Source organism: Cellulomonas terrae (genome assembly GCF_007990265.1).
Taxonomy (GTDB): domain Bacteria; phylum Actinomycetota; class Actinomycetes; order Actinomycetales; family Cellulomonadaceae; genus Cellulomonas; species Cellulomonas terrae.
This window is the reverse complement of the sequence record NZ_BJWH01000004.1, coordinates 55,661-67,555: the sequence shown is the minus strand read 5'-3', so window position 1 is coordinate 67,555 and position 11,895 is coordinate 55,661. Positions and strand designations below refer to the sequence as shown.

Annotated in this window: 10 protein-coding genes; 6 read left to right on the top strand and 4 right to left on the bottom strand. The window is 72.4% G+C overall.

Going from position 1 to position 11,895, the window contains the following annotated elements:
• Nucleotides 1-28 precede the first annotated feature (28 nt).
• The 3 genes from CTE05_RS05870 to CTE05_RS05860 all read left to right on the top strand — a co-directional run bounded on the left by CTE05_RS05870 (nucleotide 29) and on the right by CTE05_RS05860 (nucleotide 3,125).
• Nucleotides 29-1,036: a carbohydrate ABC transporter permease gene (locus CTE05_RS05870; protein WP_146845187.1), complete on the top strand. Its 1,008-nt coding sequence runs from the start codon at nucleotides 29-31 to the stop codon at nucleotides 1,034-1,036.
• Complete coding sequence (locus tag CTE05_RS05865; protein ID WP_146845186.1) at nucleotides 1,033-1,947, top strand: carbohydrate ABC transporter permease; 915 nt, start codon at nucleotides 1,033-1,035, stop codon at nucleotides 1,945-1,947. The genes CTE05_RS05870 and CTE05_RS05865 overlap by 4 nt, the downstream gene beginning before the upstream one ends.
• Nucleotides 1,948-2,084: 137 nt before the next feature.
• A complete protein-coding gene (locus tag CTE05_RS05860) occupies nucleotides 2,085-3,125 on the top strand; it encodes a LacI family DNA-binding transcriptional regulator (RefSeq protein WP_146845185.1) in 1,041 nt (346 codons plus the stop codon).
• Between the two features lie 51 nt (nucleotides 3,126-3,176).
• Here CTE05_RS05860 and CTE05_RS05855 read toward each other — a convergent pair whose 3' ends face one another.
• Nucleotides 3,177-6,458, bottom strand: a complete 3,282-nt coding sequence (locus CTE05_RS05855) for a bifunctional proline dehydrogenase/L-glutamate gamma-semialdehyde dehydrogenase (RefSeq protein WP_146845184.1) — start codon at nucleotides 6,456-6,458, stop codon at nucleotides 3,177-3,179.
• Between the two features lie 201 nt (nucleotides 6,459-6,659).
• Between CTE05_RS05855 and CTE05_RS05850 the strand changes: the two genes are divergently transcribed.
• From CTE05_RS05850 to CTE05_RS05840, 3 genes are all read left to right on the top strand, one after another.
• Nucleotides 6,660-7,052, top strand: a complete 393-nt coding sequence (locus CTE05_RS05850; RefSeq protein ID WP_146845183.1) for a hypothetical protein — start codon at nucleotides 6,660-6,662, stop codon at nucleotides 7,050-7,052.
• 81 nt (nucleotides 7,053-7,133) lie between these two features.
• A complete protein-coding gene (locus tag CTE05_RS05845) occupies nucleotides 7,134-8,405 on the top strand; it encodes a Glu/Leu/Phe/Val family dehydrogenase (protein ID WP_146845182.1) in 1,272 nt (423 codons plus the stop codon).
• Nucleotides 8,406-8,446: 41 nt separating this feature from the next.
• A complete protein-coding gene (locus tag CTE05_RS05840; RefSeq protein WP_246123321.1) occupies nucleotides 8,447-9,499 on the top strand; it encodes an LLM class flavin-dependent oxidoreductase in 1,053 nt (350 codons plus the stop codon).
• Nucleotides 9,500-9,551: 52 nt separating this feature from the next.
• Here CTE05_RS05840 and CTE05_RS05835 read toward each other — a convergent pair whose 3' ends face one another.
• From CTE05_RS05835 to CTE05_RS05825, 3 genes are read right to left on the bottom strand one after another with little or no spacing between them, the layout of a single operon-like run.
• Nucleotides 9,552-9,908 (bottom strand): META domain-containing protein, encoded by a 357-nt coding sequence (locus CTE05_RS05835; RefSeq protein ID WP_146845181.1) that lies wholly within the window; start codon nucleotides 9,906-9,908, stop codon nucleotides 9,552-9,554.
• 12 nt (nucleotides 9,909-9,920) lie between these two features.
• Nucleotides 9,921-10,613 carry a hydrogen peroxide-dependent heme synthase gene (gene hemQ / locus CTE05_RS05830; RefSeq protein WP_146845180.1) on the bottom strand — a complete coding sequence of 231 codons (693 nt, stop codon included), beginning with the start codon at nucleotides 10,611-10,613 and terminating at the stop codon, nucleotides 9,921-9,923.
• A gap of 25 nt (nucleotides 10,614-10,638) precedes the next feature.
• Nucleotides 10,639-11,766: a ferrochelatase gene (locus tag CTE05_RS05825; RefSeq protein WP_146845322.1), complete on the bottom strand. Its 1,128-nt coding sequence runs from the start codon at nucleotides 11,764-11,766 to the stop codon at nucleotides 10,639-10,641.
• Between the last annotated feature and the right edge of the window lie 129 nt (nucleotides 11,767-11,895).

Here is an 11,895-nt window from a genome sequence, read left to right as displayed (position 1 = left end):
TCCTGACCACCGCCACGAAGGACACCTGATGGCCACCTCCACCACCCCACCTCAGCTCGACAGCGGTCGCCTGCGCGACCCCGAGCGCGCCCCGCGTCGGGTCGGCTTCAGCCAGACCCTCGGTCGCTGGGACGTCAAGGTCTCGCCGTACCTCTACATCTCGCCGTTCTTCATCCTCTTCGCCCTGACGGGTCTGTTCCCCCTCGTGTACACGGCCTACGTGTCCGTCCACGACTGGAACCTGATCGGGGGCAAGGGTGCCTTCGTCGGCTTCGAGAACTACCTCTTCGTCGTCCAGGAGCCCAACTTCTGGAAGAGCCTGCGCAACACCTTCAGCATCTTCTTCCTGTCGACCGTCCCGCAGCTGACCATCGCGATCGTGCTCGCGGCGCTCCTCGACGCGAACCTGCGTGCACGCACCTTCTGGCGCATGGGCGTGCTGCTGCCCTACGTCGTCGCGCCCGTCGCGGTCAGCCTCATCTTCGGCAAGCTCTTCGCCGACAAGTCCGGCCTCATCAACACGGTCCTCGGCTACGTCGGGATCGACCCGATCGGCTGGCACGCGCAGGTCCTGCCCAGCCACATCGCGATCGCGACGATGGTCGACTTCCGCTGGACCGGCTACAACACGCTGATCCTGCTCGCCGCGATGCAGGCGATCCCGAAGGACCTGTACGAGGCGGCCGTCCTGGACGGTGCCACGCGCGTGAGGCAGTTCTTCTCCGTCACCATCCCGATGCTGCGCCCCACGATCATCTTCGTGGTCATCACGTCGACCATCGGTGGCCTGCAGATCTTCGACGAGCCGCGTCTGTTCGACCAGACCGGCCAGGGTGGCCCGAGCCGCCAGTGGATGACGGCGACCATGTACATCTACGAGCTCGGCTGGGGTAACCAGAAGAGCTTCGGACGTGCGTCCGCGGTCGCATGGATCCTGTTCCTCATCATCGTGATCATCGGCATCATCAACTTCTCGATCACGCGCAAGATCTCGTCCGACTCGTCGACGACCAAGCGGAAGAAGGTTTCCCGATGAGCGCCCCCTCGCTGCCGGTCATCCGGCAGACCGCCGGCCGCGGTGCCGCTCGTGCCGCCGGCCGCAGCCGCTCGACGGCGGCGGGCTCCGATCGCCGCCCGGGCTGGGTCACGTACACCCTGCTGGGCATCGCGGTGGTCCTGGCGATCGCTCCGCTGTACTACGCCTTCCTGCTGGCGTCGTCGAACTCGGTCTACATCGCGCAGAACCCGATCCCGTCGCTCATCCCGCAGGGCGAGTTCTTCACCAACGTCGGCAAGGTCCTCAACGGCGACATCCAGTTCTGGAAGGCGCTGTCGAACTCGATCATCGTGGGCGTCGTCACCTCGCTGTCCGTGGTGCTGTTCTCGACGCTCGCCGGGTTCTCCTTCTCCAAGCTGCGCTTCCGTGGGCGCAACGCCCTGCTCGTGTTCGTCATCGCCACGACCGCCGTGCCGACGCAGCTGGGCATCGTCCCGCTGTTCATCCTGATGTCCGAGTTCGGGTGGACCGGCAAGCTCATCGCGGTCATCGTCCCGGGTCTGGTCACCGCGTTCGGTGTCTTCTGGATGACGCAGTACCTCGAGTCGGCGCTGCCCTACGAACTCGTCGAGGCCGCACGCGTCGACGGTGCGTCGATGATCCGGACGTTCTGGCACATCGCCCTGCCGGCGGCGCGTCCCGCGGCCGTCATGCTCGGCCTGTTCACGTTCGTCGCCTCGTGGACGAACTTCTTCTGGCCGTTCATCGTCCTGGGCAACCAGAACCCGACCCTGCCCGTGGCCATCCAGCTGCTGCAGGCGTCGTACTTCAAGGACATGTCGCTGATCATGGCGGGCGTCACCGTCTCCACGATCCCGCTCATCATCCTGTTCTTCATCGCCGGGCGTCAGCTCGTCGCCGGCATCATGCAGGGTGCCGTCAAGGGCTGATCCGCGCACACTGTTCGTGGCACGCCCCGGGCGTGAGCCCGGCGGATGGGAAGGGCGGGGTGCTACCCCAGCACCCCGCCTTTCCCATCACCAGCTAGTCATCGCTGCCTCGGCAGCCACAGGAGGGAAGACCAACGGTGGTCGACAACATCCCGGTCCACGTGGACCCCGCGCGGCCCGCCGCGCCGACGCTCGAGCAGGTCGCCGAGCGCGCCGGTGTCTCACGCTCAACAGCCTCCCGCGCCATCAACGGCGGTCTGCGTGTGTCTCCCGAGGCTCTCGCCTCGGTCGAGGCCGCGGTGACCGACCTCGGGTACACCCCGAACCGCGCTGCCCGCTCGCTGGTCACCAAGCGCACGGACTCGATCGCTCTCGTGGTGCCCGAGCCCGACGAGCGGGTTCTGTCCGACCCGTTCTTCGCGGGCACCCTGAACGGGCTGAGCAGCTCGCTCGCGGACTCGGACATGCAGGTCGTGCTGGTCATCGCCCGTCCGGGCGAGAGCGAGCGCACGGTCCGCTACCTGCGCAACGGGCACGTCGACGGTGCGATCGTCGTGTCGCACCACGCGAACGACGAGCTCGACCGCGCGCTGCAGATCAGTCGCGTGCCGAACGTGTTCGTCGGGCGGCCGCTGTCCGCGGACGAGCGGGACGTCCAGTACGTCGACACGGACAACGTCGAGGGTGGCCGGCTGGCCACCCAGCGCCTCATCGACCGGGGCTGCCGGCGCATCGCGACGATCGCCGGTCCGGCGGACATGTCTGCCGGCATCGACCGGCTCACCGGCTGGCGCACCGCGATCCGGGCCGCGGGGATGTCGGACGACGCGGTGGTGCGCGGGGACTTCACGATGGCCTCGGGCACGATCGCCGTCCGCGAGCTGCTCGCGCGGTTCCCCGACGTCGACGGGATCTTCATCGCGTCCGACCTGATGGCGGCCGGTGCGCTCAGCGTGCTGGCCGAGCACGGCAAGGACGTCCCGGGGGACGTTGCCGTCGTCGGGTACGACAACCTCGGGGTCGCGGCGTCGACCACTCCCCCGCTGACCAGCGTGATCCAGCCGGTCGTCGCGATGGCTCGCGCTGCCGGCGCCCGTCTCCTGGACCAGCTGAACGGTGCGCCGCCGTCGCCGCCACTGATCTTCGCGCCGGAGCTCGTCATCCGCGCCTCGGCGTAGCGGGACCCAGGAGGGCCCGGCGGGACATCCCGCCGGGCCCTCCTGCACGTCTCAGTCCGTCGGGGGCGGCACGTGCCCGAAGCGGTGCAGCGTGCGGCTCACGGCCTGCTCCCGCACGACCGTGAGCAGCTCCCGCGCTCCGCTGGCGAGCACGGGCCCGTCGAGCACGGTGACCTCGCCGACGCGGGTCGCCGCGGCGTCGCGCAGGCCGGGTGCCGAGCCGACGACCCGGATACGGCCGGTCACCGCACCGGACCGGACCCGCGCGGCGAACGCCTCGTGGGACTCGCCGGACACATCGCTGACCGTCACGTGGACCCCGGCGGTCCGTGCCGCATGGCAGACGCGGTCGACCTCCCGGGCGGGAGCGTCGGAGCCGGTGCGGACGGTCAGCTGCGGGACGCGCCGATAGCGCAGGACGTTGGACTCGACGCGCAGCCCGGACGGGTCGTGCTCCCGCGAGAGCTCGTCTGCCCAGACGCGGGCGTCGTCTGCCTGGGCCCAGGCCAGCCAGGCGGCGTCGTCCTGCGGGACGTCGGCGGAGTCCTGCCAGTCTCCGATCTGCGCGACGTAGTGCGGTCCGCCGGCCTTGGCACCGGGACCGACGGTCGACGCCTTCCACCCACCGAACGGCTGGCGCTGCACGATCGCCCCGGTGATGTGCCGGTTGACGTACGCGTTGCCCACCTCGACGCGGTCCAGCCAGTGCTCGATCTCGCCCTCGTCGAGGGAGTGCAGCCCACCGGTGAGGCCGAACGCGACGGCGTTCTGCAGGTCGATCGCCTCGTCGAGGGTCTGGACGCGCATGATGCCGAGCACGGGACCGAAGCACTCCGTGGTGTGGAACCACGACCCGGGTGCGACGCCGTGCTTCACCCCGGGGCTCCACAGGCGGCCCTCCTCGTCCAGCTGCCGCGGGGCGACCAGCCACGACTCCCCCGGGTCGAGCGTGGTGAGGGCGCGCAGGAGCTTGCCGGACGCGGGCTCGGTCAGGGGGCCGACGGAGGTGCCGAGGTCCGTTGCCGGGCCGACGCGCAGGGACGCCACGGCGTCGGCGAGCTGGCGGCGCAACCTGTCGGAGCGGCCCGCCGAGCCGACGAGGATCGCCAGGGACGCCGCGGAGCACTTCTGCCCGGCGTGCCCGAACGCGGACCGCACCAGGTCGGCGACGGCGAGGTCCACGTCGGCGGACGGCGTGATGACCAGCGCGTTCTTGCCGGAGGTCTCGGCGAGGACGTCGAGGTCGGACCGCCAGCCGGCGAACAGCTGCGCGGTCTCGATGGAGCCGGTGAGGATGACGCGGGCGACGTCGGGGTGGGTGACCAGCCGTCGCCCGACGTCTCCCTCGGGGCTCAGCACGACCGTGAGGATGCCGCCGGGCGCCCCGGCCTCGTCGAGCCCACGCCGGATCGCGGCCATCGCGACCTGTCCGCACCGCGGCGCCTGGGGCGCCGGCTTGACCAGCACCGGGCTCCCGGCGGCGAGCGAGGCCAGGACCGAGCCGACCGGGATCGCCACCGGGAAGTTCCACGGCGGGGTGACGACGGTGAGGCCGGCGGGGCGGTGCACCGCGCCGGGGACGGTGCCGTCGGCGAGCTCGGCCGCTCGGTCGGCGTAGTAGCGGGCGAAGTCGACGGCCTCGCTGACCTCCGGGTCGGCCTCCGCGACGGTCTTGCCGGTCTCGTGGACCATCGTCGCGACGAGGTCCGCGCGCGCGTCCTCCAGCGCGACGGCGACCGCGTGGAGTGCTCGGGCGCGGTCCGCGGGCGGTGTCGCGGCCCAGCCGGGGAGCGCCGAGGCCGCTCGCGCGACGACCGCGTCGACCTCGTCCGTCGTGGACACCGTCACCGCTCCGTCCGGCACCGGCACGTCCCGCGCCACGAGGCCACGAGCCCAGGCACGGGCGACCCCGACGGCCGGATCGGTGTCGGGGGTGTTGGCGAACGGGATCGACCCGGCCGCGTCGGCAGGCGGTCGCGCCGCACGTCGCGCTGCGGTCGACGGCTCGTCCCGGTCGCGGAAGGCGACGCGGAACGCCTCCTCCTGGGCGTCCATCGCGGCGTCCTCCGCGAAGAGCGCGTGCAGGAAGTTCTGGCTCGCGGAGTTCTCCTCCAGGCGGCGCACGAGGTAGGAGATCGCGACGTCGAAGTCGTGCCGGGCGACCACCGGCGTGTACAGGAGCACCGCGCCGACCTCGTCCCGCACCGCACGCGCCTGGGCCGGCGCCATGCCCTGGAGCATCTCGACGTCGAGCGCCTCGCCGACCCCCCGGCGCTGCGCGAGCAGGTGCGCCGCGGCGACGTGGAACAGGTTGTGGCTGGCGACGCCGACCCGCAGCGCGGCCGTCCGGGCGGGGTCCAGGGAGCGGTCGACGAGCCGGAGGTAGGCCGCATCGACCTCCGCCTTGGAGCCGTACGGCGCCTGCGCCCACCCGTGCAGCTCGGCCTCGACCTGCTCCATGGCGAGGTTGGCGCCCTTGACCAGGCGGACCTTGAGGCGGGCGCCACCGGCGGCGCGACGTGCGTGCGCGATGGCCGTCAGCTCGTCCAGGGCGTCGGCCGCGTCCGGCAGGTAGGCCTGCAGCACGATGCCCGCCTCGGCGCCCAGGAGGTCCGGGTCCGACACGAGTCGCTCGAACACCCGCACCGTGAGGGCGAGGTCGCGGTACTCCTCCATGTCGAGGTTGAGGAACGTCCCGTGCCGGGCCGCGGTCAGGTACAGCGGACGCAACCGGTCGACCACGCGGTCGACGCTGCCGTCGGTGTCCCACGTGGAGAGCTGGCTGGCGACGGCCGAGACCTTGACCGAGACGTAGTCCACGTCCGGCCGCTCGACCAGTGCCGTGACGCGCGCGAGCCGGGCGGTGGCCTCCCGCTCGCCCAGCACGGCCTCACCCAGCAGGTTGAGGTTGAGCCGGAAGCCCTCGGCCCGCGTCGCGGCGAGGTGCCCGGCCAGGCCGGGGCCGTCGTCGGCGACGAGGTGGCCGACGAGGCTGCGCAGCCGCGCCCGGGCTGCCGGCACGACGACGTCGGGGAGCACGGGGGCGACGAGGGCGCCGGCGCCCAGCATCGCCCTGTCGAGCGGACCCAGGAAGCCCGCTGCGGCGCCCGACGTGAGGCGGGCGAGCTCGCGCGCCGCCACCCGCACGTCCTGGGGACGGGCCACCCGGTCCACGAACCGCACCGCGAGCTCGAGGCCCGCCGGGTCTGCGACGAGGGCCGCCAGCCGTCCCGTGGTGCGTCGTTCCTTGGCCGTCTGGCCCTCCGCCGTCGCCGAGAGCCAGGACCGGGCCAGCCGGGTGGCGTCCTCGGTGACGTCGTCAGTCGTCGACATGCTGCTCCTTCGCCTGCCGGCCGGGTCGCGGCCGAACCTCGCTGTGCACGTGGGCCGGGTCCGGCCTGCGCCCAGTCTGGCTGTCAAGCGCCGTCCGTGCGACGTCCGTCGCTCGGATGCCGGTTGACCACCGTGACGACAGTCGCCAGGGTGAGCGCACACCGCACGCCGACGCCGACGTCGACCCCGAGGGAAGACCCCATGCCGACACCTGCACGCACCCGCCGCGCCCTGCTCTCCGGTCTGAGCGCCCTGGCCCTCCTCGCCGGTGGCGTCGTCGCCGGCACGCCCGCGGTCGCGGCCGACCGGCTCGACCCCGCGCTCCTCGAGGTGCAGAGGGGCTCGGGCGGCGTCGTCCAGCCCTTCGCCACGATCGAGAACGAAGAGGCCTTCTGCAAGTGGCTGACCGGCGTCTACGTCAACCACCCCACCTACTACACGGTGCGCGTCTACAACTGCCGGCACACGGACATCTTCGTCAAGGCCGTGTACCTCAACGGCACCTTCGGCACCTGCGTGCTGGTCCCCGCGCGCCACTCGCGGCATCTCGGGGGCTCGGTCGTGAAGCCGATCGACGACGCGCAGATCTGCTGACCCCTGCCCGCTGGTCGGACACGCGCGGCTCGCCTGTCGGTCCTCACGTGCTCGGAGGGCGCGTGGTGCCACAGTGAGCACGTGACGGACCTCACAGCGGAGACCCCGCAGCAGACCACGCCCCTCGCCACCGCCAAGGCACAGCTTGCCGGTGCAGTCGAGATCCTCGGCTACACCGAGGGGCTCCACCGCATGCTCGCCACACCCCGGCGCGAGATGAACGTCGCCGTCCCCCTGCGTCGGGACGACGGCCAGATCGAGCTCTTCACCGGGTACCGCGTGCAGCACAACATCTCCCGCGGACCGGCGAAGGGCGGGCTGCGGTACTCGGCTGGCGTCGACGTCGACGAAGTCCGGGCGCTGGCCATGTGGATGACGTGGAAGTGCGCCGTCGTCGACGTGCCGTACGGGGGCGCCAAGGGTGGCGTCACCATCGACCCGCGGCTCTACAGCCAGGCGGAGCTCGAGCGGGTCACCCGGCGCTACACCAGCGAGATCATGCCGATCATCGGACCCGAGCGCGACATCATGGCGCCGGACATCGGCACCAACGAGCAGACGATGGCCTGGGTCATGGACACTTACTCCGTGAACCAGGGCTACACCATCCCCGCCGTCACGACCGGCAAGCCTCTGGCCGTCGGTGGTTCGCTCGGCCGGGCGACCGCGACGTCGCGCGGCGTCGTGCACGCGGCCGCCGCCGCCCTCGGTGACGCCGGTGTGCAGCTGCGCGAGGTGAGCGCCGCGGTGCAGGGCTTCGGCAAGGTCGGGTCGCACGCGTCCCGGTTCCTGCACGACGCCGGCACGCGGGTGGTCGCCGTCAGCGACGAGCAGGGCGGCGTCATGCGCAGCGAGGGCCTCGACATCGCGGCCCTGGAGCGGCACGTCCTGACGACGGGCACCGTCGTCGGCTTCGACGGCGGCGAGGCGATCGACAACAAGGAGCTCCTCGCGCTCGACGTCGACCTGCTCATCCCGGCCGCGGTCGAGGGGGTGCTGGACGCCGAGGCGGCCGGCCGCGTCAAGGCGCGGTGGGTGGTCGAGGCCGCCAACGGCCCGACGACGCACGAGGGCGACCGGGTGCTCGCCGAGCGTGGCGTGGTCGTCGTGCCCGACATCCTGGCCAACGCCGGTGGTGTGGTCGTGTCGTACTTCGAGTGGGTGCAGGCCAACCAGGCGTACTGGTGGACCGAGCGCGAGATCGAGGACCGCCTGGAGCACCGGATGGTCACCGCACACCGGGCCGTGGCCGCCGTGGCGACCGCCGAGGGCATCTCGTTGCGCGACGCGGCGCTGACGATCGGCGTGCGGCGCGTCGCCGAGGCGCACCAGATCCGCGGCCTCTACCCCTGAGGTACGGGAGTACGGGACGGGGCACAGGTGTTGCTGACGAGGTGACCCGTCGCAACCCTGTGCCCCTGTCCGTGCTCGACACCTCCCCCGTGGCCGTCGGCCAGTCCTCCGGTGACGCGCTCGCCGCGACGACGGCGCTGGCCCGCACCGCCGACGCCGCCGCGTACGAACGGTTCTGGGTGGCCGAGCACCACGCGATGCCCGCGGTGGCCTCGACGTCCCCCGCCGTCCTGCTCGCGCACCTGGCGGCGTCGACGGAGCGCATCCGGCTCGGGTCCGGTGGAGTCATGCTGCCGAACCACCCGACGCTCGTCGTCGCGGAGCAGTTCGCGATGCTCGAGGCGCTGCACCCCGGGCGGATCGACCTGGGCATCGGCCGCGCCCCCGGCGCCGACCCCATGACCGCCGCAGCCCTCCGCCGTACCGTCGAGGGCCTCGGCGCCGAGGACTTCCCGGCGGAGGTCATCGACGTGCTGGCGCTGCTCGGTCAGAAGCTGCCCGGCCGGGCCGGATCGCTGCGGGCCTCGCGGCTGTCCGCCACCCCCGTCGCGACGTCGTCGCCGCAGGTCTGGCTGCTCGGGTCCAGCACGTTCAGCGCGGAGCTCGCCGGGTCGCTGGGTCTGCCGTTCAGCTACGCCCACCACTTCAACACCGGCCACACGCTCCAGGCCGCCGACGCCTACCGCCGCGCGTTCCGTCCGTCGCCGATCCTCGACGACCCGCGCCTCATGGTGTCGGCGTCAGTGCTCGTCGCGGACTCCGACGACGAGGCCCACTACCTGGCCGGACCCAGCCGCGTCATGGCCCTGTCGCTGCGGACCGGCCGGCCCCTCGGGCCGATCGTGTCCCCCGAGGACGCCGCGCGCGAGCTCGACGCCCTCGATCCCGCGGCAGCAGCGGACTTCTTCGCGCGCGTCCCGGGAACGCAGGTGGCGACGACCGCGGACCGGGCGGTCGACGAGCTCGCCGCGCTCGTCGAACGGACCGGCGCCGACGAGCTGATGATCACGGGGACGGCCTACGACGTGGCGACCCGCGTGCACACGCTGGAGCAGGTGGCGGCGCGCTGGTCGTCGGACGTCGCCGCCGCCTGACGGGCTGCGCGGCCGGTCGCCCCGGTCGACTGGTGCTCGTCGCGAGCTCGGCCTAGGCCGGCTCGTCACCGGCGTGCGGGTCCCGGACGAGGCGCGCCTGCAGGACCCCGTCGAGCTCGAGCGTGTCGCTGTCCGGCGCCGACACCGTCGACGGCTCCCCCAGCAGGCGCAGGACCTGCTGCTCGCGGGTCATCGCGTCCGGCGGTCCGGCCATGAGCGTGGACACGACGGGACCGAACGACAGCGTCCGGCCGTCCAGCCGCCACGTGCCCCGGACCCGGTTGACGCCGGCGAGGCCGAACACCTGGCCGTCACCGTCGAAGGTCAGGAACGGGGTCGCGCGCAGCGCCCCGTCGATGTCGGCACCCTCGAGCGCCGTGAACCGCCACGTCCCCGCCAGATCGACCATCAGGCGATCATGTCACCCGCGGGGCTGGCGGTCCGCCCAGGTCTCCAGGCTCACGCGCGGGCCCGTGTAGAACGGCACCTCCTCGCGCACGTGCAAGCGGGCGTCGGTGGCGCGCAGGTCCCGCATCAGGTCGACGATGCGGTGCAGCTCGGGTGCCTCGAACGCGAGGATCCACTCGTAGTCGCCGAGCGCGAACGCCGACACGGTGTTGGCCCGGACGTCGGCGTACCCGCGGGCGGCCTGACCGTGCTCGACGAGCATCCGGCGGCGGTCGTCCTCGGGCAGCACGTACCAGTCGTACGACCGCACGAACGGGTACACCGTCATGTAGTCGCCGGCCGGCTCACCCGCCAGGAACGCCGGGACGTGCGACCGGTTGAACTCCGCGGGCCGGTGCAGGCCCACCACGGACCACACGGGCAGCAGGTGACGGCCGAGGTCGCTGGCCCGGAGCCGCTGGTAGGCGCCCTGCACCTCCTCGATCGTCTCGGCGTGCCACCAGACCATGAGGTCCGCGTCGGCCCGGAGCCCCGCGACGTCGTACCAGCCCCGGATGACCAGACCGTCGTCGGCGACGGCCGCCTGGGCTGCGGCGATGAGCTCGGCGCGCTCGTCGTCGTCCTCGGGGAGCACCTCTTCCAGCGCGAAGACGGTCCACATCGTGTACCGGACGGTGGCGTTGAGGGTCTCGGCGTCGTGCGTCATCGCGAAGGGCTCCAGGAGAGAGGTGTCAGGACCAGGGGTCGGACGAGCAGGCGGCAGGGGTACCGGTGGCCTCGCCGGCGCGCATCCGGCAGCACCCGGGAGCGCACAGGGACCGGAACGCAGGCAGGTCGCCGACGGTGGCCTCCGGGACCGGCGTCTCGCCCGGCTCCATGACTGGCGCGCCGAGGCCCGCGTCGAGCGCCCGGGCCAGCGAGGCCCGCTCGAGCACCAGATCGACGAGCCCACGCACGAACGGTTCCCGCGTCCCGACGGTGTCCGCGCGCACCGCGACGAGTCCGAGCTCGGCCGCCGTCTCGAGCGCCTCCGTGTCCAGGTCGAACGCGACCTCCATGTGGTCGGAGATGAACCCGACCGGCGAGAGCACGACCGCCTCGACACCGTCGGCGGCCAGCGCGGTCAGGTGGTCGTTGACGTCCGGCTCCAGCCACGGCTGGCTGGGCGGGCCCGAGCGCGAGCAGTAGGCGAGGTCCCACGTCACCGGGCGGCCGAGTCGCTCCCCGACCGCAGCGGCGACCGTGGCCGCGACGTCGAGGTGCTGGGCGCTGTACGACGCGCCGGAGACCGTCGAGGCCTCCTCCATCGTGTCGGGGATCGAGTGCGTGACGAACACGAGGCGTGCGTCCCGGCCGATCGACTCGAAGGCCTCCGTCACCGCGTCCACGTTCGCCTGCACGAAGCCCGGGTGGTTGAAGTACGACCGCACCTTGTCGACGGCCAGCGGGTGCTCGCCCTCGCCGGCCCCGACGTCGACGCCGAGCTCCTCGAGCGACGCCCAGAGGTTCTCCCGGTACTGCCGGCAGCCCGAGTACGACGAGTAGGCGCTGGTGACCAGCGCGACCATCCGGCGGGCGCCGTCCGCGTACGCGGCCGACAGGGCGTCGGTCGTGTACGGCTCCCAGTTGCGGTTGCCCCACACCACGGGCAGGTCGATCCCGCGCCGGGCGAGCTCGTCGACGAGCGCCTTCTGCAGCGCCAGGTTCTGCCCGTTGATCGGGCTGGCGCCGCCGAAGTGGTGGTAGTGCTCCGCCACGGCCGCGAGCCGCTCGTCGGGGATGTTCTTCCCGGCCGTGACGTTGCGCAGGAACGGCAGGACGTCGTCGGGGCCGTTCGGCCCCCCGAACGAGAAGAGCATCAGCGCGTCGTAGGGGGCGACGGGGCTCAGGTCGGTCGAGGACAGCGAGGTGCGCACGGCAGAGTCGGGGGCCACCGCACGATCATCGCACCGGGCGCCGGACACTCTCGCGGCGAGCGGCCCGACCGG